General features: G+C 70.8%; 22 protein-coding genes and 1 tRNA gene. 11 read left to right on the forward strand and 12 right to left on the reverse strand.

Translation table 11 applies throughout. From position 1 onward, the window contains the following. Positions 1-25: 25 nt before the first annotated feature. Positions 26-598: a YwqJ-related putative deaminase gene (locus ACFTXQ_RS33610; RefSeq protein ID WP_382648566.1), complete on the forward strand. Its 573-nt coding sequence runs from the start codon at positions 26-28 to the stop codon at positions 596-598. Positions 599-600: 2 nt separating this feature from the next. Continuing rightward, positions 601-1,113, forward strand: a complete 513-nt coding sequence (locus tag ACFTXQ_RS33615) for an SUKH-3 domain-containing protein (protein WP_382648513.1) — start codon at positions 601-603, stop codon at positions 1,111-1,113. A gap of 116 nt (positions 1,114-1,229) precedes the next feature. On the opposite strand, the gene ACFTXQ_RS33620 is transcribed toward ACFTXQ_RS33615, so the two are convergent. After that, positions 1,230-2,486 carry a sensor histidine kinase gene (locus ACFTXQ_RS33620; protein ID WP_382648516.1) on the reverse strand — a complete coding sequence of 419 codons (1,257 nt, stop codon included), beginning with the start codon at positions 2,484-2,486 and terminating at the stop codon, positions 1,230-1,232. 129 nt (positions 2,487-2,615) lie between these two features. Here ACFTXQ_RS33620 and ACFTXQ_RS33625 point away from each other — a divergent pair, with 129 nt between their 5' ends. The 6 genes from ACFTXQ_RS33625 to pth all read left to right on the forward strand — a co-directional run bounded on the left by ACFTXQ_RS33625 (position 2,616) and on the right by pth (position 7,753). After that, positions 2,616-3,527: a hypothetical protein gene (locus tag ACFTXQ_RS33625; protein WP_382648519.1), complete on the forward strand. Its 912-nt coding sequence runs from the start codon at positions 2,616-2,618 to the stop codon at positions 3,525-3,527. A 12-nt stretch (positions 3,528-3,539) separates the two neighbouring features. Further along, a tRNA-Gln gene (locus tag ACFTXQ_RS33630) sits at positions 3,540-3,611 on the forward strand. Positions 3,612-3,722: 111 nt separating this feature from the next. Beyond that, positions 3,723-5,171: a bifunctional UDP-N-acetylglucosamine diphosphorylase/glucosamine-1-phosphate N-acetyltransferase GlmU gene (gene glmU, locus ACFTXQ_RS33635; protein WP_382648522.1), complete on the forward strand. Its 1,449-nt coding sequence runs from the start codon at positions 3,723-3,725 to the stop codon at positions 5,169-5,171. Between the two features lie 134 nt (positions 5,172-5,305). Beyond that, positions 5,306-6,283 (forward strand): ribose-phosphate diphosphokinase, encoded by a 978-nt coding sequence (locus ACFTXQ_RS33640; protein WP_382648525.1) that lies wholly within the window; start codon positions 5,306-5,308, stop codon positions 6,281-6,283. Positions 6,284-6,460: 177 nt separating this feature from the next. Then, positions 6,461-7,045, forward strand: coding sequence for a 50S ribosomal protein L25/general stress protein Ctc (locus ACFTXQ_RS33645; RefSeq protein ID WP_382648528.1), 585 nt, complete (start codon positions 6,461-6,463; stop codon positions 7,043-7,045). A gap of 117 nt (positions 7,046-7,162) precedes the next feature. Next, a complete protein-coding gene (gene pth / locus ACFTXQ_RS33650; protein ID WP_382648530.1) occupies positions 7,163-7,753 on the forward strand; it encodes an aminoacyl-tRNA hydrolase in 591 nt (196 codons plus the stop codon). A gap of 3 nt (positions 7,754-7,756) precedes the next feature. On the opposite strand, the gene ACFTXQ_RS33655 is transcribed toward pth, so the two are convergent. Together ACFTXQ_RS33655 and ppc are read right to left on the reverse strand one after the other, a co-directional pair. Beyond that, positions 7,757-8,344, reverse strand: coding sequence for a Uma2 family endonuclease (locus ACFTXQ_RS33655; RefSeq protein ID WP_382648533.1), 588 nt, complete (start codon positions 8,342-8,344; stop codon positions 7,757-7,759). Between the two features lie 105 nt (positions 8,345-8,449). Continuing rightward, positions 8,450-11,215, reverse strand: a complete 2,766-nt coding sequence (gene ppc, locus ACFTXQ_RS33660) for a phosphoenolpyruvate carboxylase (RefSeq protein WP_382648536.1) — start codon at positions 11,213-11,215, stop codon at positions 8,450-8,452. A 437-nt stretch (positions 11,216-11,652) separates the two neighbouring features. Here ppc and ACFTXQ_RS33665 point away from each other — a divergent pair, with 437 nt between their 5' ends. Both ACFTXQ_RS33665 and ACFTXQ_RS33670 read left to right on the forward strand, forming a co-directional pair. Next, on the forward strand, positions 11,653-12,633 hold the full coding sequence (locus ACFTXQ_RS33665) for an acyl-CoA desaturase (RefSeq protein WP_382648538.1): 981 nt from the start codon (positions 11,653-11,655) through the stop codon (positions 12,631-12,633). Further along, positions 12,630-13,304: a TetR/AcrR family transcriptional regulator gene (locus ACFTXQ_RS33670; protein ID WP_030827526.1), complete on the forward strand. Its 675-nt coding sequence runs from the start codon at positions 12,630-12,632 to the stop codon at positions 13,302-13,304. The genes ACFTXQ_RS33665 and ACFTXQ_RS33670 overlap by 4 nt, the downstream gene beginning before the upstream one ends. Positions 13,305-13,366: 62 nt before the next feature. Here ACFTXQ_RS33670 and ACFTXQ_RS33675 read toward each other — a convergent pair whose 3' ends face one another. Both ACFTXQ_RS33675 and ACFTXQ_RS33680 read right to left on the reverse strand, forming a co-directional pair. Next, positions 13,367-13,738 carry a VOC family protein gene (locus ACFTXQ_RS33675; RefSeq protein WP_382648541.1) on the reverse strand — a complete coding sequence of 124 codons (372 nt, stop codon included), beginning with the start codon at positions 13,736-13,738 and terminating at the stop codon, positions 13,367-13,369. Between the two features lie 2 nt (positions 13,739-13,740). Beyond that, positions 13,741-14,607 carry a trans-aconitate 2-methyltransferase gene (locus tag ACFTXQ_RS33680; RefSeq protein ID WP_382648544.1) on the reverse strand — a complete coding sequence of 289 codons (867 nt, stop codon included), beginning with the start codon at positions 14,605-14,607 and terminating at the stop codon, positions 13,741-13,743. Positions 14,608-14,768: 161 nt separating this feature from the next. On the opposite strand from ACFTXQ_RS33680, the gene ACFTXQ_RS33685 reads away from it, so the two are divergent. After that, positions 14,769-15,266, forward strand: a complete 498-nt coding sequence (locus ACFTXQ_RS33685) for a MarR family winged helix-turn-helix transcriptional regulator (RefSeq protein WP_382648547.1) — start codon at positions 14,769-14,771, stop codon at positions 15,264-15,266. Here the strand turns inward: ACFTXQ_RS33685 and ACFTXQ_RS33690 are convergent. The 7 genes from ACFTXQ_RS33690 to ACFTXQ_RS33720 all read right to left on the reverse strand — a co-directional run bounded on the left by ACFTXQ_RS33690 (position 15,225) and on the right by ACFTXQ_RS33720 (position 25,204). Beyond that, a complete protein-coding gene (locus ACFTXQ_RS33690; protein ID WP_382648550.1) occupies positions 15,225-15,992 on the reverse strand; it encodes a LuxR C-terminal-related transcriptional regulator in 768 nt (255 codons plus the stop codon). The two genes, ACFTXQ_RS33685 and ACFTXQ_RS33690, sit on opposite strands and share 42 nt — an antisense overlap. 460 nt (positions 15,993-16,452) lie before the next feature. Then, positions 16,453-17,424, reverse strand: coding sequence for a UDP-glucose 4-epimerase GalE (gene galE, locus ACFTXQ_RS33695; RefSeq protein ID WP_382648553.1), 972 nt, complete (start codon positions 17,422-17,424; stop codon positions 16,453-16,455). Between the two features lie 135 nt (positions 17,425-17,559). After that, positions 17,560-18,225, reverse strand: coding sequence for a response regulator transcription factor (locus ACFTXQ_RS33700; protein ID WP_382648568.1), 666 nt, complete (start codon positions 18,223-18,225; stop codon positions 17,560-17,562). A gap of 118 nt (positions 18,226-18,343) precedes the next feature. Further along, complete coding sequence (locus ACFTXQ_RS33705) at positions 18,344-20,122, reverse strand: PQQ-binding-like beta-propeller repeat protein (protein WP_382648556.1); 1,779 nt, start codon at positions 20,120-20,122, stop codon at positions 18,344-18,346. A gap of 42 nt (positions 20,123-20,164) precedes the next feature. Continuing rightward, a complete protein-coding gene (locus ACFTXQ_RS33710; protein ID WP_382648559.1) occupies positions 20,165-21,808 on the reverse strand; it encodes a PQQ-binding-like beta-propeller repeat protein in 1,644 nt (547 codons plus the stop codon). A gap of 224 nt (positions 21,809-22,032) precedes the next feature. Further along, a complete protein-coding gene (locus tag ACFTXQ_RS33715; RefSeq protein ID WP_382648561.1) occupies positions 22,033-23,835 on the reverse strand; it encodes an ABC-F family ATP-binding cassette domain-containing protein in 1,803 nt (600 codons plus the stop codon). Positions 23,836-23,863: 28 nt separating this feature from the next. Further along, a complete protein-coding gene (locus ACFTXQ_RS33720) occupies positions 23,864-25,204 on the reverse strand; it encodes an acyltransferase (RefSeq protein WP_382648564.1) in 1,341 nt (446 codons plus the stop codon). Positions 25,205-25,371: the final 167 nt, after the last annotated feature.

The following is a 25,371-nucleotide window of genomic DNA, read 5'->3' on the forward strand; positions in this document are numbered from 1 at the left end:
CGGCCACGGGAGGGAAAGCGCGACCATGCAGAACACGGCAACACGCACAGATGCGGCCGACACCACCGGCCCGACCGCCGGCCCGACCGCCGAACCGGGCGCACCCGACAACGGCCCCGGAGGCGACCCCCGCCTGCGCTGGAGCAGCACCGACGGCCGACCCGCCGCACCCGTCCTGCGCTTCCGCCGCGACGGCATCCTGCCGACCATCGCCGCCGCCCTCTCCGTACGCGGCGAAACCCTCACCGGCACCGCCGGCAAAGCCGACCACCCGCCCGTACTCCACCCCCTCGTCCAGGACTTCCTCGACACCCTCACCAGCGGCCAGCGCGAACGTTTCACCGGCCGCTGCCCCGAGGCGATCCTGCTCTCCCGCCACCTCGCCGCAGTGGAAGGCGCCCGCTCCCGACGCGCCTCCCGCAAACCCCTCTCCGCCAACGAAGCCCGCCGCTCCCTCAAACACGCGAAGATCACCGCCCGCCGCATCCGCGAGGACGGCGACCCCCTCCACGGCAGCTACGCACCCCCCTGCCGCTCCTGCGACGCCCTCCTCGCCCACTTCGGCGTACGCCCCGTCGACCTCACCCCAGCGGAGTAGCCATGACCACCTCAGCCTCCGCCTCCTACGACCGCTCCTCGGCCACCCGCTTCCCCGGCGCCGTGGACTCCGCCCTGCGCACCGCCGGCTGGGAGCCCGGCCGCTGGGACATCAAGCAGGCCGAGTACTGGGCCGACGCCCTCCGGGACCACACCACCCCCGCCGGGCACCGCCACACCGTCTTCCCCGCCGCCGTCGAAGCCTGGGCCGAATTCGGCGGCCTCACCGTCTCCGCCCCCGGCCCCGGCCGCCAGATAGCCCCCACCGCCATCCGCCTGGACCCCCTCACCGGCCTCTACCTCGCCCGCACCTTCGCCGACCTGGGCCGCGCACTCTCCACCCAGCTCTGCCCCCTCGGCACCGAGGCCGACGGCAGCTCCCACCTCGCCCTCGACCGCGAAGGCCGCGTCTACGGCATCGACCACACCGGCGACTGGTACCTCGGCGCAAGCATCGACGAAGCCCTCACCCTCCTCCTCACGGGCCTCCAACCCACCCGCCTCACCACAGCCTGACCCCCACCGGACACATCCGGGCCCCGCCAGGCACATCCGGCTCCGCCGGCGCTTGACGCGCGGGGCCCGGGGCGGAGCCCCGGCAGCGGCGCCGCGCCGGACTCCGCACCGGCCGCCTAACCCACCGGGAGCACGGCCGACACCCTGAACCCACCCGCATCCGTCGGCCCCGACACGAACACCCCGCCCAGCCCCAACACCCGCTCCCGCATCCCCACCAACCCGTTCCCCCCACTGGGAAGCCCCGGCTCCGCGGAAGACCCGTCACACGGCCCGTTCTCCACCTGCATCGCCACCTCCCCCTCCCGATGCGCGAGCCGCACCGTCACCCGCGCCCCCGGAGCGTGCTTGTGGCAATTGGTCAACGCCTCCTGCACCACCCGGTACGCCGTCTGCTCCACCTCCGCCGCATACCCCGCACCGCCCTCCCCCTGCACCACCATCTCCACGACCATCCCGGCCGCCCGCGACTGCCCGACCAGCACCTCCAGCTCATCCAGCGAAGGCCCGTCCTCAAAACCCCCCACCAACGCCACCGGCGCCGAAACGGGCCGCACCGCCGGCACCGGCTTCTCGGCAGCCCGCAACACCCCCAACATCTCCCGCAACTCCGTCAGCGCCTGCCGCCCCATGTCCCCCACCAGCGCCGCGTTCTTCGCCGCCCGCGCCGGATCCTTCACCGCCACCGCCTCCAGCGCCGCCGCGTGCACCACCATCAGCGACACCCTGTGCGCCACGACGTCGTGCATCTCCCGCGCGATCCGCGTCCGCTCCTCCGTACGCGCCCACTCCGCGCGCTCCTCCGCCCGGTCCGCGAGCAGCGACAGCTCCCGCTCCAGCGAATCCGCCCGCTCCTGCAGGCTCTCCATCAACCGCCGCCGCGCCCCGATGTACAGCCCGAACAGCACCGGCGGCACGGTCAGCGCCACCGCCACGAAGACGGACAGCATCAGCACGAACGTGCGGCCCGCCTCCACGTCCCCGCTGGTCCGCATGTACATCACGGCGAAGGTCGCGGCCAGCGCCATCGAGGTCAGCGTGGCGGTGATCCGCCGGGGCACCTCGGAGGAGGCCAGCGTGTACAGCCCCACCACCCCGAGCAGGAAGCCCATCACCGCCGGCGTGATGCCGATCCCCACCAGCACCACGGCGATCGGCCAGCGCCGCCGCAGTACGAGCACGGCCCCCACCGCGATCCCGAACAGCACCCCGAGGACGGCCGGAATCCCCGCCTCGGCGGCAAAGGACACGCCCTCCCACCCGCACTCGACGGCGGACACCCCGCCGAGCGCGAAATCCACCACGACATCCCGCCGCCGCACCCACCCCAAAGGCGGCCCAGCGCGGCCTTCCACTTCCCCCGTACTGGTCATGGCGTCCAGCGTACGCAGGGGCCCCAGCACACGCTCGAACGAAAATCCCGAGAACCGCGAGTAATCGCACGTACGACGGAAACGTCCAGTACTCAAGACCTGAATCCCACATTCCGGACGATATTGGACATGACCGACATCCGACGTCGCCCCGGCGACGGCACCGGCGGCCTCCGCAGCGGCGCCACGACCTTCGAAGCCCTCCGCGAGCAGGCGGTGGCCCTGCGCCGCGAGGGCCTCAGCCGCCGCCAGATCCGCGACCGCCTGTCCGTCCACAACAACGACATCCTGAACCGCCTCCTGGAGGGCGAACCGGCCCCCGAGTGGACGAAGCGGCCCAACGCGAAGGACGACCTCCGCGACCGCGCCCGCGAACTCCGCCTCCAGGGCATGACGTACGACCAGATCCAACTGGAGCTCGGCTGCTCGAAGAGCTCGATCTCCCTCTGGGTCCGCGACCTCCCGAAGCCTGAACGGACCCATCGACCGCCCGGCACGGACATGGTGCGAGCGCAGCAGGGCCGCGCGAAGGCCTATGCACTCAGAAAGGTCGGGTACGAAGCGACGCGCCAGTTGGCGCGTGAGGAGATCGGCGAACTCACCGACCGGGAGCTCTTCCTACTCGGCATCGGCCTCTACTGGGCCGAGGGCGGAAAGACCAAGCCCCATCAGCCGCACCCCCAGATCACCTTCGTGAACAGCGACGCGGGCATGATTCGCACCTTCCTCGCATGGCTGCGCCTCGTGGGCGTAACGGACGACCAGCTCAGATTCGCCGTCCAGATCCACGAATCCGCCGATGTCGCGAAGGCGGAGCAGTACTGGATCGAGACGGTAGGGCTGGACGCGTCTCACTTCGGGAAGACGACTCTCAAGCGACACACCCCCCGCACGAACCGGAAGAACGTAGGCGACACGTATCGCGGCTGCCTTCGGGTACGCGTCCTGAAGGGCTCCGATTTGTACCGTCGCATCGAAGGCGCCTGGTGCGGCATAGTAGGTGCCGTCGACTCGATCAACAGAGGCGAATGTCCGATTTAGTCGGCTTTGCTATCCCCTGTGGTGTAATCGGCAGCACTGGGACCTTTGGAGTCCTATGTCCGGGTTCGAGTCCTGGCAGGGGAGCAAAGCAAGGTTCGGGTCCTGACCATCACGGTCGGGACCCGCCCTCGTTTCGGCCCCTTAACGCCCCGGTATCCTTCACGGGTCCACCACCCGAAGCCGAAGGACACACCCGTGAGCGCCAACCGCCCGGCAGCCGTCGTCGTACTCGCAGCGGGTGAAGGCACCCGCATGAAGTCGGCCACACCCAAGGTTCTGCACGAGATCTGCGGGCGCTCGCTCGTCGGTCACGTCGTCGCCGCCTCCCGCGAGCTGGACCCCGCCCACCTCGTCGTGGTCGTCGGGCACGCCCGGGAGCAGGTCACCGCGCACCTCGCCGGCATCGACGCCGGCGTCCGCACGGCCGTGCAGTACGAGCAGAACGGCACCGGGCACGCCGTCCGGATGGCCCTCCAGGAGCTCGGCGGCACGCCGGACGGCACCGTGATCGTCGTCTGCGGCGACACCCCCCTGCTGACCGGCGAGACGCTGAAGCAGCTCGCGGCCACGCACGAGGCCGACGGCAACGCCGTCACCGTGCTCACCGCCGAGGTGCCGGACTCCACCGGCTACGGCCGCATCGTGCGCGACGCGCAGACCGGCGCCGTGACGGCCATCGTCGAGCACAAGGACGCCACCGACGCCCAGCGCGCCATCCGGGAGATCAACTCCGGGGTGTTCGCCTTCGACGGCGCCCTGCTGGCCGACGCGCTCGGCAAGGTCCGTACGGACAACAGCCAGGGCGAGGAGTACCTCACCGACGTGCTGGGGATCCTGCGCGAGGCCGGGCACCGCGTCGGCGCCTCGGTCGGCAGCGACCACCGTCAGATCCTCGGGATCAACAACCGGGTGCAGCTCGCCGAGGCCCGTGCGCTGCTGAACGCGCGCCTGCTGGAGCAGGCCATGCTCGCGGGCGTGACGGTCGTGGACCCGGCCAGCACGTTCGTGGACGTGACGGTGACGTTCGGGCAGGACGCGCTGATCCACCCGGGTACGCAGCTCCTGGGTGCCACGCACATCGCGGAGGGTGCCGAGGTCGGCCCGAACACGCGGCTGAAGGACACCACGGTGGGCGCGGGTGCCCGTGTGGACAACACGGTGGCGGACGGCGCGGTGGTGGGTGCCGAGGCGACCGTGGGGCCGTTCGCGTACCTGCGGCCGGGGACGGACCTGGGCGTGAAGGCGAAGGCCGGCACGTACGTGGAGATGAAGAACGCGACGATCGGCGAGGGTACGAAGGTGCCGCACCTGTCGTACGTGGGTGACGCGACGATCGGCGAGTACAGCAACATCGGCGCCGCCAGCGTCTTCGTGAACTACGACGGTGAGCACAAGCACCACACCACGGTCGGCTCGCACTGTAAGACGGGGTCGGACAACATGTTTGTGGCACCGGTCACCATCGGGGACGGTGCCTACACGGCTGCCGGGTCGGTGATCACGAAGGACGTACCGCCCGGTGCGCTGGCCGTCGCCCGTGGCCAGCAGCGGAATATCGAGGGTTGGGTGGCTCGCAAGCGTCCGGGAAGTGCGTCCGCGACGGCGGCTCAGTCGGCGGTCCAGGTGGACTCCGACGGCCGTTGAGGTGAACTGACCGGAAACGGGTACGTCTGGGACGGCGTACCGTGATAGGTGCACGCAATTCGGCTGGCTCACCGTGTGCGGGACGGACGCACATGGGGGCGAGCAGCTTTCAACACGTCTGAGGAGACAGTGCTGTGACCGGGATCAAGACGACCGGCGAGAAGAAGCTGATGCTCTTCTCCGGCCGCGCCCACCCCGAGCTGGCCGAGGAGGTCGCGCACCAGCTGGGCGTCGGCCTCGTGCCGACCAAGGCTTTCGACTTCGCGAACGGTGAGATCTACGTTCGCTTCCAGGAGTCGGCGCGTGGCGCGGACTGCTTCCTGATCCAGAGCCACACGGCTCCGATCAACAAGTGGATCATGGAGCAGCTGATCATGATCGACGCGCTGAAGCGCGCGTCGGCGCGTTCGATCACCGTGATCGTTCCGTCCTACGGGTATGCCCGTCAGGACAAGAAGCACAAGGGCCGTGAGCCGATCTCGGCGCGTCTGGTGGCGGACCTGCTGAAGACCGCGGGTGCGGACCGCATCCTCACGGTGGATCTGCACACGGACCAGATCCAGGGCTTCTTCGACGGCCCGGTGGACCACCTGTCGGCCCTGAACGTCCTCGCGGACTACGTGGGCGCGAAGGTGGACCGTTCGAAGCTGACGATCGTGTCTCCGGACGCCGGTCGCGTGCGCGTGGCCGACCGCTGGTGTGACCGTCTGGACGCGCCGCTGGCGATCGTGCACAAGCGTCGTGACAAGGACGTCGCCAACCAGGTGACGGTCCACGAGGTCGTCGGTGAGGTCAAGGGCCGCGTGTGCGTCCTGGTGGACGACATGATCGACACGGGTGGCACGATCTGCGCCGCCGCCGACGCGCTGTTCGCGCACGGCGCGGAGGACGTCATCGTGACGGCCACGCACGGCATCCTGTCGGGCCCGGCGGCGGACCGCCTGAAGAACTCCAAGGTCAGCGAGTTCGTGTTCACGAACACCCTGCCGGATCCGTCGGACCTGGAGCTCGACAAGATCACGGTGCTGTCGATCGCCCCGATGATCGCGCGCGCGGTGCGTGAGGTCTTCGAGGACGGCTCGGTGACGAGCCTGTTCGAAGAGCAGCAGTAAGGGCTCTGCGTAGATCCTTTTGAAGTGCGGCCTCCCCGCCGGGTAGACTCATGAAGTTGCTCGGCGAGGGAGGCCGCACTTTTGTGTGCGGGGCTCCGTTATCGACGCGCTCTTCGTAGCAGGCCGTTTCGGCCGGGTGACCGTGTCCTTTTTTCCGTCACCCCACGAGGAGTGAGCATGTCCGAGGTCAAGCTTTCCGCCCAGCTCCGTGACACCTTCGGCAAGGGCTCTGCCCGCCAGGCCCGTCGCGACGCCCTGGTTCCCGGTGTCATCTACGGCCACGGCAACGCCCCGAAGCACGTCAACGTCGAGGGCCACGGCCTGCTGCTGGCGCTGCGTACGCCGAACGTCCTGATCTCCCTGGACATCGCGGGCGACGGCACCGAGCTGGTCATCCCGAAGGCCGTGCAGCGTCACCCCCTGAAGCGTTCCATCTCGCACGTCGACTTCCTGATCGTCAAGAAGGGCGAGAAGGTCACCGTCGACGTTCCGGTCGTGACCGAGGGCGAGCTGGCCGCCGGCGGCAACCTGCTGGAGACCCTGCTGGCGACCGTTTCGGTCGAGGCCGAGGCCACCCACATCCCGACCGAGATCACCGTCTCGATCGAGGGCCTGGAGGCCGGTGCGACCGTGCACGCCTCGGACCTGGTCCTGCCGGCCGGCACCACGCTGGCCGTCGACGGTGAGACCGCCGTTCTGCAGGTCGTCGCCCCGCAGGCCGAGGAGCCGGCCGAGGAGGCCACCGAGGGCGAAGAGGCCTGAGCCTCGCCCCACCCCCTCAGCAGTTGCTGACCGACCGCCGTCCGGCTCCACTGGAGCGGGACGGCGGTCGTCTTTCTTTTCAGGCTTTCCAGGCTTCCAGGCCTTAAGGAGCATGTGATGTCGGACGACGCGGCGCCCTGGCTGATCGTCGGTCTCGGGAATCCGGGAGCGGAGTACGCGGGCAACCGCCACAACATCGGTTTCATGGTGGCCGATCTGCTGGCGGAGCGGATCGGCGGGAAGTTCAAGGCGCACAAGGCGCGGGCGCAGGTGGTGGAGGGCCGTATCGGTCCGCCGGGGCCGGCGAACCGCCGGGTGGTGCTGGCGAAGCCGATGTCGTTCATGAACCTGTCGGGTGGTCCGGTGACGGCCCTGCGGGACTTCTACAAGGTGCCGCTGGACCGGATCGTGGCGGTCCATGACGAGCTGGACATCGATTACCCGACGCTGCGGCTGAAGCTGGGCGGCGGGGACAACGGCCACAACGGTCTGAAGTCGATGACGAAGTCGATGGGCCCGGACTATCACCGGGTGCGGTGCGGCATCGGCCGGCCGCCGGGGCGGATGCAGGTCGCGGACTTCGTGCTGAAGGACTTCTCCTCGACGGAGCGCAAGGAGCTGGACTGGTTCGTGGACCGGGCCGCGGATGCGGTGGAGTGCCTGGTCCAGGAGGGCCTGGAGCGGGCGCAGTCGGCGTACAACTCCTGAGGGCTACATTTTGTCGAGCCCGTCGAAGTCGATTTCAGCGGCGAAGGGCCGTGCAACGCTGAACGGCTTGGTGTGGATCCCCTGGCAGACGTAGGCACGTGTGTGGGGGTCCAGCTCGTAGACGTACACGACCGGTTCGATCGCTTCGTCGCCTTCGATCTTGACGATCCAGTAGTTCGGGATGCCTGCGGCGGCGTACTTGTGCAGTTTGGTTTTGGTGTCCCGGGCTTCAGACTCGGGCGAGACCACTTCGACAGCGAGCAAGACGTCGGCGGCGTAGAAGTGGGTCTGCAAGGGGCTGGTGCAGGCTTCTCGCCGTACGACTGAGATATCCGGTTCGGGCCCGTTGCGCTTGTCGATCACCACGGTCATCTCTCGCGCGACCTTCGTGTGCCGCGGGGCGGCCAGCCGCAGCCGGGCGGCAAGGAAGTCAATGAGATCGGAGTGGATGAAGCGTTGCGGACTCCCGAAGACCAGGCTCCCGTCGATCAGCTCGGTGTGTCGCGGGAGGTCCGGCAGCGTCAGCAGGTCATCCACCGTGTACCCGTCCAACGGCGGCCTCGACCAGTCGTGTACGGGCTCGGCAGTCATGGTTGCTCCCATGGACGGGATTGGGGTCCTGGACGTCCACGGTAGCGGCCGGTATCCGTGTCCGTCATCACAAAGGGTGATGGACACGGATACCGGTGCTCCGTGTCAGCCGGTGTTGCGCAGGCCCGCGGCCACGCCGTTGACGGTGAGCAGCAGGGCTCGGGCGAGCAGCGGGTCCGGGGTCTCGCCGCGGGCGGCGGCGGCGCGCTGGCGGGCCAGCAGGGAGACCTGGAGGTAGGAGATCGGGTCCAGGTAGGCGTCGCGGACGGCGAAGGTCTGCTGGAGTACCGGGTTGGAGTCGAGGAGACGGCTGCCGCCGGTGATGCGCAGGACTTCGGCGACGGTGAGCGCGTGTTCGGCCTCGATGCGGTCGAAGACGTGCTTCAGCTCGTCGGGTACGAGGGTGTCGACGTAGTGGCGGGCGATCCGCAGGTCGGTCTTGGCCAGCGTCATCTCGACGTTGGAGAGGAAGTTGCGGAAGAAGTGCCAGCGTTCGCCCATCTCGGCGAGGACGTCTTCCTGGCCGGCTTCGCGCAGGGCCTTGAGGCCGGAGCCGACTCCGTACCAGCCGGGGACGATCTGGCGGGACTGGGTCCAGCCGAAGACCCACGGGATGGCGCGCAGGCCGTCGAGGCCGGCGCCGGAGTCGGGGCGGCGGGAGGGGCGGGAGCCGAGGTGGAGGTCGGCGAGCTGGTCGACGGGGGTGGCGGCGAAGAAGTACGCCGGCAGGTCGGGGTCCTCGACGAGCGCGCGGTAGGCGGTGTGGGCGGCGTCGGAGACGGTCTCCATGGCCGCGTCCCAGCGGGTGAGGGCGTCGGGGGACTGGCGGGGCGCGGTGTGCAGGGCGGAGGCCTGCAGGGTCGCGGCGACGGTCAGTTCGAGGTTCTCACGGGCCAGGGACGGCACGAGGTACTTGTCGGAGATGACCTCGCCCTGCTCGGTGACCTTGATCTCGCCTTCGAGGGTGCCCCAGGGCTGGGCGAGGATCGCGTCGTGGGAGGGGCCGCCGCCGCGGCCGACGGTGCCGCCGCGGCCGTGGAAGAGGCGCAGGCGCACGCCGTAGCGGTGGGCGACGTCGCGCAGGCGGCGCTGGGCGCGGTGGATTTCCCACTGGCTGGTGGTGATGCCGCCGAACTTGGAGGAGTCGGAGTAGCCGAGCATGACCTCCTGGACGTCGCCGCGCAGGGAGACGAGGCGGCGGTAGGAGGGGTCGGCGAGCATTTCGTCGAGGATGACGTCGGCGGCGCGGAGCTCGTCGGTGGTCTCCAGGAGCGGGACGATGCCGATCTTGGCCCAGCCGGCGTGGAGGTCGACGAGGCCGGCTTCGCGGGCGAGGACGGCGGCGGCGAACACGTCGTCGGCGCCCTGGCACATCGAGATGATGTAGGACTCGATGACTTCGGGGCCGAACTTCTCGAAGGCGTCCTTGATGGCGAGGAAGACGCCGAGGGTCTTCTGGCCGGCGGCGTCGAGGGGGGCCGGGGTGGGTGCCAGGGGGCGGCGCGAGCGGAGTTCCTTGGCGAGGAGCTTGCCGCGGTAGTCGCGGGGCATGTCGGCGTAGCGCCAGGATTCCTCGCCGAGCCGGTCGAAGAGCTGGCCGAGGGCGTGGTGGTGGGCGTCGGCGTGTTCGCGGACGTCCATGGTGGCGAGCTGGAGGCCGAAGGCGGCCAGCGTGCGGATGGTGCGGTCCATGCGGCCGTCGGCGAAGAGGGCGCCGCGGTGTTCGCGCAGGGAGGTCTGGATGAGGGTGAGGTCGGTGAGGAGCTCGGCGGTGCCGAGGTAGTCGCGGCCTTCCTCGTGGGGGGTGCCCTTGGCGAGGCGCTGGCGGGTGTTGAGGAGCTTCTGGCGGATGCAGGTGGCCTTGAGGCGGTACGGCTCCTCGGCGTTCAGCCGCTTGTAGCGGGGGCTGATTTCGGGGAGGCGTTCGAGGTCGGCCTGGAGGGAGGCGAGGAGTTCCTCGGTGGCTCCGGTGTAGCGGATGGAGTTGGAGAGCAGTCCGCGCAGGAAGTCGATGAGTTCGAGGGCGTCGGTGATGCCGTGTTCGTGCTGGAGGATCAGTACGTCGCGGGTGACGTCGGGGGTGACGTTGGGGTTGCCGTCGCGGTCGCCGCCGATCCAGGTGCCGAAGGTGAGGGGGCGGGTGCCGGCGGGGAGTTCGACGCCGACGCGCTGGAGTTCGGCGGAGAGGTCTTCGAGGACGTCGCCGACGGCGCCCGCGTGGAGCTCGTCGAGGTAGTAGATGGCGTTGCGGGCCTCGTCGGCGGGTTCGGGGCGGACGACGCGCAGTTCGTCGGTCTGCCAGACGAGGTCGATGTTCTCGGCGAGGCGCAGGTCGTGGCGGCGGCGGTCGCCGGCGCCGGTGACGGGCTCTTCGAGGAGGGCGGCGATGCGGCGCAGCTTGTTGAGGACGCTGCGGCGGGCCGCTTCGGTGGGGTGTGCGGTGAAGACGGGGCGGACGTTGAGGTTCTTGACCGTTTCGCGCAGGTGCTCGGGGTCGGCGTCCTTGAGCATGTCGGCCGTGCGGGCGAGGAGGCCGCCTTCCGCGGCGCGGTGGGCGCGCAGTTCCTTGCCGCGGTGTACCTGTTCGGTGACGTTGGCGAGGTGGAAGTAGGTGGAGAAGGCGCGTACGAGCTTGGCGGCGGTCTCCAGGTCGGTGTCGCCGAGCAGCGCGGCGGCGGCTTCGCCGTCGGTGCGGGTGAGGGCGCGGACGCGTTCGACGAGGTCGAGGAGGTCCTGGCCTTCCTGGCGGACGAGGGTCTCCCCGAGGAGGTCGCCGAGTCGGCGGATGTCCGCGCGCAGTTCCGCGTTGGCGGTGGCGGCGGGGGTGACGGGGGTGGCCTGGGCGTGGGCGGCCTGGTCAGCACTGCTCACAGGTGCGGCTCCTTGCAGTGTTCGAGCGCTACTGGGCGGTGGGCTTCCCGGCGGCGCGCACCGTGGGGCTCCTGATGCCTCTGATGCGCAGCTCGGGCTGCCCGTGCGGACCGCGCTGTCCGACGGGACCCAGGATAGGTGTCCGGGGCGTGTGCCTGGGCAAATGTCTCATCAGGCGGCTCATCGGGGGTTCATCCGGGGCTCACGGGGCGGCTCGTCCGGGTTTCGGTAGGGGTTCTTCAGGGGTTCGTCCGGGGCGTGGCGGGGGCTCGTGCGTGCGGCGTGTGCGCCTGCGTGTGCGCTGCGGCCGCGCTCCTGTTGCCGTGGGCTCGGGCTTTGCCATACTTACGTTGCCGTAGGTTACGGGTCCGTAGGGTCCGTGATCAGGGCGGCACCTGCCGGTTCCTTTCCCCCTCCTCACCCCCCAGGGGACTTCCATGACCACCAGTCCCGATCTGATCGAGGGTTCTTCGGCGCCCTCCGATACGTCCACGCCGTCCGCGACGCTCGGCGGCGAGAACAAGCGGTCCATCGAGCAGATCGCCCTTCTGCTGTTCATCACCGTTCCCTTCCTGGCGCTGCTGGCGGCGGTTCCGCTGGCCTGGGGCTGGGGGGTGAGCTGGCTGGATCTGGGCCTGATGGTGTTCATGTACTTCCTGGCGTGTCACGGGATCACCATCGGTTTCCACCGCTATTTCACGCACGGTTCGTTCAAGGCGAAGCGGCCGCTGCGGATCGTCCTGGCCGTGATGGGGTCGATGGCGGTGGAGGGGCCGCTGGTGCGCTGGGTGGCGGACCACCGCAAGCACCACAAGTATTCGGACCACGAGGGCGACCCGCATTCGCCGTGGCGGTTCGGCGAGACGGTGCCGGCGCTGATGAAGGGTCTGTGGTGGGCGCACATCGGCTGGCTCTTCGACGAGGAGCAGACCGATCAGCAGAAGTACGCGCCCGATCTGATCAAGGATCCGGCGATCCGGCGGATCTCGCGTGACTTCATCTACTGGACGATGGTGTCGCTGGCGATCCCGCCGCTGGTGGGTGGTCTGGTGACGATGTCCTGGTGGGGTGCGTTCACGGCGTTCTTCTGGGGTTCGCTGGTGCGCGTGGCGCTGTTGCACCACGTGACGTGGTCGATCAACTCGATCTGTCACGCGGTGGGCAAGCGGCCGTTCAAGTCGCGGGACCGGTCGGGCAATGTGTGGTGGCTGGCGGTGCTGTCGTGCGGGGAGTCGTGGCACAACCTGCACCACGCGGATCCGACGTCGGCGCGGCACGGGGTGCTGCGTGGTCAGGTCGACTCCAGTGCGCGGCTGATCCGCTGGTTCGAGCAGCTGGGCTGGGCCACGGACGTGCGCTGGCCGTCGTCCTCGCGCATCGATGCCCGCCGCAGGGAAAACGCGTCGAACGCGGCATGATGGGGGGCGTGGCGATCGACGGCGGTAATTCCAGCAGTGACAAGCCCAGGCGTGGCCGCCGGGTGAGGATGACGGGCGCGGAGCGGCGCCAGCAACTGCTGGACATCGGCCGGACCCTGTTCGCGGAGAAGGGTTTCGAGGGCACGTCGGTGGAGGAGATCGCGGCGAAGGCCGGGGTGTCCAAGCCGGTGGTGTACGAGCACTTCGGCGGCAAGGAGGGTCTGTACGCGGTCGTCGTGGACCGGGAGATGCGGCAGTTGCTGGACGGGGTGACGGGCGCGTTGACGGCCGGGCATCCGCGGGAGCTGCTGGAGCAGGCGGCGTTCGCGCTGCTGGACTACATCGAGTCGTACACGGACGGTTTCCGGATCCTCGTACGGGATTCCCCGGTGGCGCAGTCGACGGGCACTTTCGCGTCGCTGATCAGCGATATCGCCACGCAGGTCGAGGACATCCTGGGTCTGGAGTTCAAGGCGCGGGGCTTTGATCCGAAGCTGGCGCCGCTGTACGCGCAGGCGCTGGTGGGGATGGTGGCGCTGACGGGGCAGTGGTGGCTGGACGTGCGCAAGCCGAAGAAGGCGGAGGTCGCCGCGCATCTGGTGAACCTGGCGTGGCACGGGCTGGACGGGCTGGAGTCGAAGCCGCAGTTGGTGGGCCGCCGCAAGAGCTGAGCCGCCGGCGCCGTCGTATGTGCGGGACGTGCGTGGCGGGCTGCGGACTGCGGGCCTGCGGTCTACCGCCGGATGGTGATCGGTTCCAGGAATTCGAGGCGGTTGCCGACGGGGTCTTCGGAGTAGAAGCGGCGGTGGCCCGGTAGGTCGTCGTCCCAGACGACTTTGGCGCCGCGTTCCTCCAGTCTCCTGGCGTACGCCTCGATGCCGGTCACCCGCAGTCCGGGGTGGGCTTTGCGGGCGGGGCGGAAGCCGGCCTCGACGCCGAGGTGCAGCTGGACCGGTCCGGCGGCGAACCAGCAGCCCCCGCGTGTGGCGAGGACGCCCGGTTTGGGGATCTCGGTCATGCCCAGGACGTCGGTGTAGTAGGTGCGCAGCCGGTCTTCGGACCCGGGCGGAGCGGCGAGCTGGACGTGGTCGACGGCGGTCAGCACGGTCAGGCCTCCTTGCGGGCGACGGCGAAGATGCGGCGGAAGGGGAAGACGGTGCCGCGGGGGCCGGGCGGGTAGGCGGCGCGCAGCCGGTCGCGGTATTCGACGAGGAAGGTGTCGACGGCTTCCCGGTCGTCGCCCAGGGCGGTGAGGACGGGCCGCAGTGCGGTGCCCTTGACCCAGTCGAGTACGGGGTCGGGGCCGTGGAGCAGCTGGTGGTAGGTGGTTTCCCAGACGTCGACGGCGCAGCCGAGTTCGGTGAACCGGGCGAGGTATTCGGCGGGTTCGAGGTGGTGGATGTAGCGGGCGCCGTGGCCGGCGAGGCGGGCCCGCCAGCGCGGGGTGTCGCACTGTTCGGCGAGCAGGGCGTGGCTGGGGGCGGTGAAGTTGCCGGGGATCTGGAAGGCGAAGGTGCCGCCGGGGCGCAGGCCGTTTATCCAGGCGGGGAAGGAGGCGGGGTGGTTGGGGACCCATTGGAGGGCGGCGTTGGAGACGATCAGGTCGTAGGGCTCGTCGGGGAGCCAGGCGCCGAGGTCCGCGTGGCGGAATTCGAGGCTGCCGCCCGCGCCGGTGGGGCCGGCGTACTCGGTGTCGGCGCGGTGGAGCATCTCCGGGGAGAGGTCGAAGCCGGTGATGCGGGCCGCGGGCCAGCGGCCGGCGAGGAGGGCGGTGACGTTGCCGGGGCCGCAGCCGAGGTCGGCGATGCGGCCGGGGAGGGTGGGGAGTTCGGGTATCCGGGTCAGGAGGTCGAGGAAGGGGCGTGTGCGGTGTCCGGCGTGCCGGAGGTACTGCTGGGGGTCCCAGGTGGGTGCGGAGGGGTCGGAGAGGAAACCGGCCGTGGGGATCCTGGCCTGGGCGGTATCGGAATGCATGTTCGAGCCTCCCTGCTGGCGGGGCTGTCGGAAGCGGAACCTGTCTCGGCCCCCTCCATGCCCCATGGTCGCGCACTTTATATCTCGACGTCAAGATACTTGTGGTCAAGAGACTTGACATGAAGAGACTTCACATCGACAGACCCCTTACACTGATCGGCATGGAGGACGAGGTCGACCGACTGGTAGCGGCATGGCGGCGGGAGCGCCCTGACCTCGACGTGGAACCGCTCGAGGTACTGAGCCGCGTCAGCAGGCTCGCGCGGCACCTCGACCGCGCCCGCAGGCTCGCCTTCTCCGAGCACGGCCTGGAGCCGTGGGAGTTCGACGTGCTGACCTCCCTGCGCCGCGCCGGCGCGCCCTACCAGCTCTCCCCCGGCCAGTTGCTGACCCAGACCCTGGTCACCTCCGGCACCATGACCAACCGCATCGACCGGCTCGCCAAGAAGGGCCTCGTCGAACGGCTGCCCGACCCCAGCGACCGCCGGGGGGTCCTGGTGCGGCTGACCCCCGAGGGCAGGGACCGCGCCGACCAGGCCCTCGCCGGACTGCTGGCCCAGGAGCGGGCGATCCTCGCCCAGCTCTCGCGCAGCGAGCGCGGCGATCTCGCCGGGCTGCTACGCCAGTTGACCGCTCCGTTCGACAACATCCCCGGCTAGGTCCGCGGGCCGCACGCCGGCCCGCCGGGCCAGTGCCACCGCCGCCAGGGTCGAGTGCACCCCGAGCTTGCCCAGCACGTTCTGCATGTGGGTGCGGACCGTGTGCGGGGACAGGAACAGCCGCGCCGCCACGTCCTTGCGGCCCAGCCCGGCCACCATGCAGCGCAGCACCTCGTGCTCGCGCGGGGTGAGCGACTCGACGAGCCGTTCACTGTCCGTACGGTGCTTGCGCGCGGCGGTCAGTTCGCGGAGCACTCCGGTGAGCAGCGCGGGCGGAAGGTGGGTTTCCTCGCGCAGGACACCGCGGATGACGGTGAGCAGCCGCGAGAGCGAGCAGTCCTTCGCCACCCAGCCCGAGGCTCCCGCCTGGAGTGCGAGGGCCGCCCGGCGGGGGTCGTCGCGTTCGGCGAGCACGACCGTGCGGACCCCGGGGTGGGACGCGCGCACCCCGGCCACCAGGGCGATCCCGTCCGCGGCGGGCGGTGGCGGCCCGGACCCCGACTCCCGCTGGGCGGGCACGGCCCCGGCCGGCGCGCCGAGGTCGGCGTCGACCAGCATGACGTCGAAGCGGCGGCCCTCGGCCACCGCGCGTTCGAGGCAGCGCAGTGCGGCGGGACCGCTGCCGGCCGCGGACACGTCCACGTCCGGCTCGGCCGCGAGCGCGGCTGCGAGGGATTCGGCGAAGATGCGGTGATCGTCGACCACGAGAACCCGGATACGAACCACAAAACCCCCAAGGGTCGGGGAAACGGACGACTGCGGGTACGGCGCCCGGACCGGGTGATCCGCAGCCGCCGCGGCCGCCGCCGTGACATCTCTGCACTACCCCGGACCGGACGACGTACCCGACTTGTCTCGACCCCTGAATCAACACCGGCCCCCACCGGTGTCACGCATCAGCGTAGGGCCGGGGGCGGCCGATGGTTGGCCGAATAGCGGAAGTTTTCCCGGCGATTTTCCGGTGCGGAGGTTCCGAACGGCCTTTGTGGTGGCTTGATTTCGACTGTGCCGAAGGTCCGGATGGCGGCTTCCCGACCAGCGTGTGCCACGGGCAGTTGCACGGGGAGCATTTCACCCGGCGTGTGCACGCCGGGCGCCCGCGCACAGCGCCCGGCTCCCGCGTACGGCCCCTACGCGCACGCCCCCCGCACCGGGCGGCGCGGGGGGCGTGCGGGAAAGGGGTGGCTCAGGAGGCGGCGGAGGCGTGCGTCCGCGCGAAGTTCCACGCGTCCTGGATGATCCCGGTGAGGTCCGGGCGGCTCGGGGTCCACCCGAGGCGCTCGTGGGCCGTGCGCGCGGAGGCCACCAGGGTCGCCGGGTCGCCGGCCCGGCGCGGGGCGACGACCTCGGGGATGTCGTGGCCGGTCACCTTGCGGACCGTCTCGACGACCTCGCGGACCGAGAAGCCGCTGCCGTTGCCCAGGTTGCAGATCAGGTGCTCGCCGGCGGTGGCGGCCTTGAGGGCGGCCAGGTGCGCCTCCGCCAGGTCCGCGACGTGGATGTAGTCGCGTACGCAGGTGCCGTCGGGGGTCGGGTAGTCCTCGCCGAACACCGAGATCGACTCCCGCTCGCCCAGCGCGACCTGGAGGACCAGCGGGATCAGGTGCGTCTCGGGGGCGTGCCGCTCGCCGAACTCGCCGTAGGCGCCGGCCACGTTGAAGTAGCGCAGGGACACCGCGGCCAGGCCGTGCGCCACGCACTCCCCCGCGATCATGTGGTCCACGGCCAGCTTCGAGGCCCCGTACGGGTTGGTCGGCGCGGTCACCGAGGCCTCGGTGAGCAGCCCCTCGGTCGGCTCGCCGTAGGTGGCGGCGGTGGAGGAGAACACGAGCTTGCGCACGCCCGCCTCGCGCATGGCGGCCAGCAGGGCGAGGGTCCCGCCGACGTTGTTCTCCCAGTACTTGCCCGGGTTCACCACGGACTCGCCGACCTGCGAGAAGGCCGCGAAGTGCAGCACCGCGTCGTAGGAGGAGTCCAGGTACCGGGAGGCGTCCTGGATCCGGCCCTCGATGAACGCGGCGCCCGCGGGGACGCCTTCGCGGAAGCCGGTGCTGAGGTCGTCCAGGACGGTGACCTCGTGGCCGGCCTCCAGGAGGTGTGCGGCGACCACGCTGCCGACGTATCCGGCGCCACCGGTCACCAGGTATTTGTTCCTCACTCGCCTACTGCCTCTCGCGGGGGTGCGCACGCGGAGCATCCACATGCCGCCCACTGGCATACCCGATTCCGCGCCCATGGGGAAATCGGGGCCGCGTTCCGGCGGCCCGCCGCGGCGGTCCCGCGCCCTCGCGCGTCAGTCCTGGGCCCGCTCCAGCAGGCCCGTACGGGCGGCCAGCGCGGCCGCCTCCAGGCGCGATCCCACGCCCAGCTTCATCAGCACCCGCTGCACGTGCGTACGGGCGGTGCTCGGCGCGATCTCCATCCCGGCGGCGATGAGCCGGGTGTCCTCGCCCTCGGCGACGCGGACCAGCACCTCCACCTCGCGCGGGGTGAGCAGCCGCAGCAGCCTGCTGCCCTCGTCGTCGGGCTGGGCGGCGGGGTTCAGGAGCTCCGCGAAGGCCGCCTGCAGCAGCTGGGGGGAGATCGCGGCCTCCCCCGCCCGCGCCTTCGCCAGGGCCCGCTCCACACCCTCGATGCGCTCGTCGTGGCGTACGTACCCCGAGGCGCCGGCGGCGAACGCGGCCGCGATCCCGCGCGGGCTGGGGACCGGGCCGAGGACCACGACGGCTATCTGGGGCCGCTCCCGCTTGATCCGGACGACCGGTTCGAAGACCCCCGGCTCGGCGGGCGTGGCGGTGCCCAGGAGGCAGACCTCCGGGGCGCGGCTGATGACCAGCTCGGCGGCGCCCCCGGCCGGGGCGGCGGCGGCGAGCACGCGGTGCCCGCGCAGTTTCAGGGCAGAGGCGAGCGCCTCGGCCAGCAGCCGGTGCTCGTCGACCACCACGACCCGTACGCCCATTGAGGCACCCACCCCCGACCCTTCTGACCCGGCAAGCTACACGCTTGTTCGACGGTGCGCGGGGGTTCCGCGCAGAAGCCCCCGGAAGGAATGACCTTCCGGGGGCTTCTGCTGCTGCTCAGCTCGCGGTGAACGAGACGAAGAGGTACTCCGGGTCGCTCTTGTCCGAGTACGGCTTCTTCACCGTCGTACGGGAGATGAAGAGCTTGCCGTTGTGGTAGCGGTATTCGGAGTACTCGGGAGAGAAACCGCCGGTCTCGACGGCCCGGCTCGCCTTGTCCGACGGGTTCTGCATGAGGAGGGTCTCCTTCATCGTCCTGCCGTCGATGCTGACGATCTGGCCGCCCTTGTCGTACGGGGGCTCCTTGTAGGCGATGATGTTCGACCCGTCCATGCGCAGCGGGGTGAGCTGGAAGCTCTCGCCCGCGTCGGCCCGGTCGGTGGTCTGCTTGCCGGTCTCCAGGTCGAAGGAGAGCAGCTCGTTGGTGCGGCCGCTCCCGGACTGGCCCTGGTGCTCGTAGGACGGCAGGTAGAGCTTGCCGTCGCCGACCACCATGCCTGTGCACTTCTCGACCTCGGTGGCGGCGCACTTGCCGTTGAAGTTCCCGGAGGAGAGGGAGATGCGCGCCTTCAGCTCGCCCTTGGGGTCGACGACGAACAGGTCGCTGACGCCGGTGGCGTTCTTGGCGGTCTTGCCGACGTCGGCGGCGACGACCAGCGGCTTGGTGGAGACGATGCCGGCGTAGTCGATGCCCGCGGCGAGCTTGTACGAGGAGGTGGGCGCGCCGGTGGCCGGGTCCAGGATCTGGGCGTACACGGTCTGGTTGGGGCTGCGGCCGCACTTGCGGATGACGCCGAGGGCCTCGCCGCCCGCGTAGCCGGTGTCGTAGCAGCCTTCGCCGTCGACCTTGGGCGTCCACAGGGACTTGCCGTCGGCGAGGTTCCAGGCGGCGCCGCCCGAGGTGCCGCCGGCGGCGACGGTCTGGCCGCTGAGGGTCACCTCGTAGTAGGCGGCGGGCTTGTCACCGGTGGTGGCGCCCTTGGCGTTGCCGGACCAGACGAGCTTACCGGCGGCCAGGTCGATGACGCCGACCTCGGTGCACTGCACGTACTTGTTCTCGGGCGTGGGCATGGAGGCCTTGAAGAGGACCGCCGTCTTGTTGTCGCTGATGTGCTTGGTGGCGCCGCACAGCTCGCCGGGGAAGGGGATCTCCCACTTCTTGCCGCCGTCGACGAGGTTGTAGCCGACGACCTTGGCCACGTCGGACTTCACGTAGGTGGAGTCGGTGAGCCAGGAGCCGGCGACCACGGTGACCTCGGCCGGCTGCGGGCTGGGCACGTTGAGCAGGGTCTTGGACTTGGGGTTGGCGGGCGGCTGCTCGCTGCCGGGCGTGCCGCCCTTGGGCTTGTCGCCGCCGGGGCCGGCGCTGGTGCCGCCGTCCGCGGTGTTGTTGCCGCCGCCGCTGCCGCCGTCGCCCGAGGTGTACCAGAGGCCGCCGCCGACGATGAGGACGATGGCGAGGAGGGCCGCGCCGACGATCAGCAGCTGGTTGCGCTTGTCGTTGCTGCCGGCCGCGCTGCCGGCCGCGCCCCCGCCCGCGCCGGGTGCGGGCTGCGGCGCGTACATGGGCGTGGTGGGCGGGCCGAACGGCGGCGGGGTGCCGGGCTGCTGCGGAGTGCCGGGCTGCTGCGGGTAGCCGTATCCGGGTGCGGGTGCGGGCTGCGGGTAGCCGTACGCGGGCTGCGCCGGCGCTGCGGCCGGGGGCTGCTGCAGGGTGGGGTCCGGGGGGCCCGCCGGGGGCGGCGGGGACGGCTTGCCGAATCCGCCGGGCGGCGGATCCTGCGGCGCTCCGAAGCCGCCGGACGGCGGCTGGCTGGGGGGCGGCGGGGTACTCATTGCGTTGCTACTGCCTCTCGCTGGGCGGCTCGGGGGACGCGTTCACTTGCCGAAGACCATGAGGAGCTTCTCGTCCTTGCCCTTGGCCAGCAGGCGGGAGGCGGAGATGAAGAACCGTCCGTCCACGTAGTCGACCTTCGGGGCGCTGAAGGAGCTCTCCACCGGGGCGGCCGGGCCCGACGGGTTGCGCAGGAGCGCGGTGGGGGTGCCCCCGCCGGCGGGGATGGAGAGGATCTCTCCGCCCTTGTCGTGCTCCGCCTTGCGGTAGGCGATCAGCTGGCCGCCCGCGGCCTTGACCGGCATGAGGGTGCGCTTGTCCCCGGCCGGGCTGCGCCACTTGGCCTTGCCGCTGGCGAGGTCGAAGGCGACGATCTCGTTGCCCTTCCCGTCCCGTGCGGTGGGCAGGTAGAGGGTGCCCCCGTCGACGACGGCCGTGGAGCAGGTCGACAGGGAGCGGAAGATGCCGGTGTCCCCGCAGCCTTCGGGGAACTTGCCCTCGGCGGTGAGGGTGGCGGTCTGCTTCCCGTCGGCTCCGATGACCGCGATGGAGCGCTCCTTGGAGGCCTCGTTGCCGAGGTCGACGATGAGCGGGTCCACCGAGTAGATGCTGGTGACCTTGAAGCCCTTGGGGGCGCGGAAGGTCCAGCCCCTCTTGCCGGTGACCGGATCGGTGCCCTGGATCTCGACGGTCTTGTCCTCGTCCAGGCAGGTGGCGAGGGCGACCATCTTGCCGTTGCCGGCGGCGTAGGAGTCGGGCTTGCAGCCTTCGGCCTGGGTGCTGGCGAAGAGCTTGTCGCCGGTGCTGACCTTGAAGGCGCTGGCGGTGCCGCTGCGGCTGATGGCGACGGTGTCGCCGGTGATGGCGACGGTGGGGCTGGTGAACATGTCGAAGAGCTGCTCCTTGGGCACCTCCTTGGACCAGACCTCCTTGCCCGTCTTGAGGTCGACCACGCGCATCTGGGTGCAGGAGGCGGTGTCGGACTCGCCGTCCTTGTACATGACGACGGTCTTGCCGTCGGTGGTGGTCTGCGGGGTGACGGCGCAGATCGCGGCGGGGAAGGGGAGGGTCCACTTCTCCTTGCCGTCGGTGGCCGCGTAGCCGGTGAGGTTCTTCCAGACGCTCTTGACGACGGTGTCCCCGACGACCCACTGGCCCTCGGACTCCACGCCCATGCCGGGGCCGTCGATCTTGGCGGACTTGAGCCAGAGGACCTTGTCCTCGCCCTGCTTGCGGCCCGCGTTGAGGTCGGCTTCCTGGCCGCCGTTGCCACTGCCGTCGCCCTTGTCCACGGAAGGGGAGCCGGAGGGGGCGGCGTCGGTGGAGCCCTGTGCCACGGGCTGCTTGGGGTCCTTGTCGTCGCCGCTCCGGAAGGCGAAGTACCCGGCGGTACCGACCACGAGGACGGCGGCGACCCCGGCGGCGATCAGCAGGGTCGTCTTCTTCTTCGGAGGCAGGCCGGGGGCGGGGCCGGAACCGGGGGGCTGCTGCGGGTAGCCGTAGCCGTGGGCGGGGGGCTGCATCGGGACGGTGGGGGGCTGCATGGGCTGCTGCGGCTGCTGGGGCTGCTGGGCGTACGGATTCGCGCCTTGCGGCGGGTATCCGTAACCGGGCTGCGGCGGGCCGGGGAGGTGCCCGTAACCGGAAGGTGTCGGCGGCTGGTTCGGCGGCTGGGGCGGCTCGGTCATCAGCGCGTACCTTCGGGTCAGGGGTCGTGGAGGATGACCTTTCTATCACTGACGCCTGTCGCGCGCCGGGCCCGGTCCGCCCCTGTTCCCAAGGGAGGACCGGCCCGTGACGCCGTCGTTATCCGGCCAGTTGGAGCGCCGGGAGCCGCGGAACCGCCCCGCGGGACCGCGGCCGGAGCGGCGGGCCGGAGCTCCTCGGGCCCCGGCCCCGCCCTGCTCAGGAGCTACGCCTCTTCGGCCAGCTCCAGCCAGCGCATCTCCAAATCGTCGCGCTCGGCGAGGAGTTCGCGCAGCTCGGCGTCGAGCTTGGCCACCTTGTCGTAGTCGGTGGAGTTCTCGGCGATCTGCGCGTGCAGGTTGCCCTCACGGTCGGAGATCTTGTTGAGCTGGCGCTCGATCTTCTGGAGCTCCTTCTTCGCGGCGCGGGCGTCCCCGGAGGAGCTGGACTTCGCGGCGGCCGCGGCCGGGGCGGGGGCCGGGGTGGCGGCCTCGATCATCCGCTGACGGCGCTCCAGGTACTCGTCCAGGCCGCGCGGCAGCATCCGCAGGCTCGCGTCACCGAGCAGGGCCATCACCGTGTCGGTGGTGCGCTCGATGAAGAACCGGTCGTGGGAGATCACGATCATCGAGCCGGGCCAGCCGTCGAGGAGGTCCTCCAGCTGGGTCAGCGTCTCGATGTCGAGGTCGTTGGTGGGCTCGTCGAGGAACAGCACGTTCGGCTCGTCCATCAGCAGCCGCAGGATCTGCAGCCTGCGCCGCTCACCACCGGAGAGGTCGCCGACCGGGGTCCACTGCTTCTCCTTGGTGAAGCCGAACTGCTCGCACAGCTGACCCGCCGTCATCTCGCGGCCCTTGCCGAGGTCGACGCGGTCGCGCACGCGCTGCACGGCCTCCAGGACCCGCAGGGACGGGTCGAGTTCGCCGACCTCCTGCGAGAGGTAGGCGAGCCGGACCGTCTTGCCGACGGTGACCTTGCCTGAGGCGGGCTGGGCCTCGCCCTGGGTGCGGGCGGCCTCGGCCAGCGCGCGCAGCAGGGAGGTCTTGCCGGCGCCGTTGACGCCGACGAGGCCGATGCGGTCACCGGGGCCCAGGTGCCAGGTGAGGTGCTTGAGCAGCACCTTGGGGCCGGCGTGGACGCTGACGTCCTCGAGGTCGAAGACGGTCTTGCCGAGGCGGGCGTTGGCGAAGCGCATCAGCTCGGACTTGTCGCGCGGCGGCGGGACGTCGGCGATCAGCTCGTTGGCCGCCTCGATGCGGTAGCGCGGCTTGGAGGTCCGGGCGGGGGCGCCGCGGCGCAGCCAGGCCAGCTCCTTGCGCATCAGGTTCTGCCGCTTCTGCTCCTCGGTGGCGGCGATCCGCTCGCGCTCGGCGCGGGCGAAGACGTAGTCGCTGTAGCCGCCCTCGTACTCGTGCACGTCACCGCGCTGGACGTCCCACATGCGGGTGCAGACCTGGTCGAGGAACCAGCGGTCGTGGGTGACGCAGACGAGCGCGGAGCGGCGCTCCTGGAGGTGCCCGGCCAGCCAGGCGATGCCCTCGACGTCGAGGTGGTTGGTGGGCTCGTCGAGGACGAGGAGGTCCTGGTCGGCGATGAGCAGCTTCGCGAGCGCGATGCGGCGGCGCTCGCCGCCGGAGAGCGGGCCGATGACGGTGTCGAGGCCCTGGCCGAAGCCGGGGAGGTCGAGCCCGCCGAAGAGGCCCGTGAGCACGTCGCGGATCTTGGCGTTGCCGGCCCATTCGTGGTCGGCCATGTCGCGGATGATCTCGTGGCGGATGGTGGCCGCGGGATCGAGGGAGTCGTGCTGGGTGAGGACACCCATGCGCAGGCCGCCCGACTGGGTGACGCGGCCGGTGTCGGGGTCCTCCAGCTTGGCCAGCATCCGGATGAGGGTGGTCTTGCCGTCGCCGTTGCGGCCCACGACACCGATCCGGTCCCCCTCGGATACGCCGAGGGAGATGCCGTCGAGCAGGGTACGTGTGCCGTACACCTTGCTGACTGCCTCGACATTGACCAGATTGACGGCCATCAGACGCGCTCCAGGGAAAGGGTGTGGATCAGCCCCTCAGCCTAACGCGCCGGGCCGGGCCGGGCCGTTCCACCAGGAGCCAGCCGGCCAGTGCCATGCCGATGGCGAGGGGTGCGGTGACCGGGAGGGCGATCAGGGTGGCGCTGTGGCCGTCGAGGAGGCCGCCGAGGCCGGTCATGGACAGGCCGAGGATGCCGAGCAGGCTGAGGGTGATGCCGAGGGCGGCGAGGGGTCCGCTGCCGGGCGCGGTGGTGGCGGTGGTGGCGGGCCGGGCCGGGGCCTCCCAGCGGCGGAAGACGGCGACGAGCAGGGCGGTCAGCGCGGCCGCCAGGAGGATCCGTACGGGAACCTGCGCCCACCAGGCCGCGGTGGCGGGGGCCGGGAGGTCCAGGCCGAGCGCGAGCTGGGCCCCGTAGACGGCGAGCATGGCGGTGAGGTGCCAGAGGAAGGCGGTCATCGCGATCCCGTTGGCCGCGACGACACCGCGCCACACGCGGGGGCGGCGCAGCCAGGCGGTGGCGGGGCCGGCGGCGAGCTGGACGGCGCCGACGAGCCACGTGCCGTGGCAGAGCAGGGCGAGGGTGGGCGGGGCCATGTTGGACACCTTCTCGCCCGGCATCCCGACCATGGAGAGCGGGTACGGCCCGTACGCCACCAGCAGGACGGCCCCGGCGAGGCCGGCGGCGGCGAGGCCGAGGGCGGGGCGGCGGGTGATCCGGCCGTCGGCGCGGAGGAAGCCGAGCTGGTGGACGGCGAGCCAGACGAAGGCGAAGTTCAGGAACTCGACGTACGGGAGCGCGAGCGCGAAGCGCAGGGCGTCGACGGTGGCGGCCGCGGCGAGGAGCGCCGCGAAGGCCCCCCATCCCCATCGCTCGTGCAGCCGCAGGAGGGGCGGGGTGAAGGCGACCATGGCGAGGTAGATCCCGATGAACCAGAGCGGCTGGGTGACCAGCCGAAGCGCGGCCCCGGTCAGCCCCCCGGCGCCGCGGCCGGCGAGCTGGACGGCGAGCGCGGCGGCGCCCCAGACGAGCACGAAGACGAGGGTCGGCCGCAGCAGGCGCTGGAGGCGGGCCCGCAGGAAGGCGGCGTAGACGGGCCGCCCGTCGGAGCGGCGGGCCAGGGAGCGGTAGGACAGGGCGTGCGAGAACCCGCCGACGAAGAAGAAGACGGGCATGACCTGGAGCCCCCAGGTGAGCACCTGGAGCGGGGGCAGGAGGGCGAGCAGGTTCCCTATGCCGTCGCCGCTGACGGCGGCCATCAGCCAGTGCCCGGCGATGACGGTGCCGAGGGAGGCGGCGCGGAGCAGGTCGATGTACCGGTCGCGGCCTGCGGGGGTGGCTGCGGCCATGTCGCGTGCGCTGACTGTCATGGCCATACGGTCGCTTCCGGCAGGAGCCGCCCGAAAGGGCGCGGGTACTCAACTCCCGCCTAGGTACGGGTGCGGCGCCGCTGCCGGGGGCGCTGCCCCCGGACCCCCGCTCCTCAAACGCCGGAGGGGCTGAAATTGCTCTCCGGGCAATCCAGCCGCACCAGGCG

This window comes from Streptomyces sp. NPDC057010, from assembly GCF_042673805.1.
In the GTDB taxonomy this organism is placed as follows: Bacteria; Actinomycetota; Actinomycetes; order Streptomycetales; family Streptomycetaceae; genus Streptomyces.

Excerpts from the sequence above, each read along its gene's own strand:
- ACFTXQ_RS33610 (WP_382648566.1), top strand. The coding sequence starts at position 26 with ATGCAGAACACGGCAACACGCACAGATGCGGCCGACACCACCGGCCCG.
- ACFTXQ_RS33615 (WP_382648513.1), top strand. The coding sequence starts at position 601 with ATGACCACCTCAGCCTCCGCCTCCTACGACCGCTCCTCGGCCACCCGC.
- ACFTXQ_RS33620 (WP_382648516.1), bottom strand. The coding sequence starts at position 2,486 with ATGACCAGTACGGGGGAAGTGGAAGGCCGCGCTGGGCCGCCTTTGGGG.
- ACFTXQ_RS33625 (WP_382648519.1), top strand. The coding sequence starts at position 2,616 with ATGACCGACATCCGACGTCGCCCCGGCGACGGCACCGGCGGCCTCCGC.
- ACFTXQ_RS33645 (WP_382648528.1), top strand. The coding sequence starts at position 6,461 with ATGTCCGAGGTCAAGCTTTCCGCCCAGCTCCGTGACACCTTCGGCAAG.
- pth (WP_382648530.1), top strand. The coding sequence starts at position 7,163 with ATGTCGGACGACGCGGCGCCCTGGCTGATCGTCGGTCTCGGGAATCCG.
- ACFTXQ_RS33655 (WP_382648533.1), bottom strand. The coding sequence starts at position 8,344 with ATGACTGCCGAGCCCGTACACGACTGGTCGAGGCCGCCGTTGGACGGG.
- ACFTXQ_RS33665 (WP_382648538.1), top strand. The coding sequence starts at position 11,653 with ATGACCACCAGTCCCGATCTGATCGAGGGTTCTTCGGCGCCCTCCGAT.
- ACFTXQ_RS33670 (WP_030827526.1), top strand. The coding sequence starts at position 12,630 with ATGATGGGGGGCGTGGCGATCGACGGCGGTAATTCCAGCAGTGACAAG.
- ACFTXQ_RS33680 (WP_382648544.1), bottom strand. The coding sequence starts at position 14,607 with ATGCATTCCGATACCGCCCAGGCCAGGATCCCCACGGCCGGTTTCCTC.
- ACFTXQ_RS33685 (WP_382648547.1), top strand. The coding sequence starts at position 14,769 with ATGGAGGACGAGGTCGACCGACTGGTAGCGGCATGGCGGCGGGAGCGC.
- ACFTXQ_RS33700 (WP_382648568.1), bottom strand. The coding sequence starts at position 18,225 with ATGGGCGTACGGGTCGTGGTGGTCGACGAGCACCGGCTGCTGGCCGAG.
- ACFTXQ_RS33705 (WP_382648556.1), bottom strand. The coding sequence starts at position 20,122 with ATGAGTACCCCGCCGCCCCCCAGCCAGCCGCCGTCCGGCGGCTTCGGA.
- ACFTXQ_RS33710 (WP_382648559.1), bottom strand. The coding sequence starts at position 21,808 with ATGACCGAGCCGCCCCAGCCGCCGAACCAGCCGCCGACACCTTCCGGT.
- ACFTXQ_RS33715 (WP_382648561.1), bottom strand. The coding sequence starts at position 23,835 with ATGGCCGTCAATCTGGTCAATGTCGAGGCAGTCAGCAAGGTGTACGGC.
- ACFTXQ_RS33720 (WP_382648564.1), bottom strand. The coding sequence starts at position 25,204 with ATGACAGTCAGCGCACGCGACATGGCCGCAGCCACCCCCGCAGGCCGC.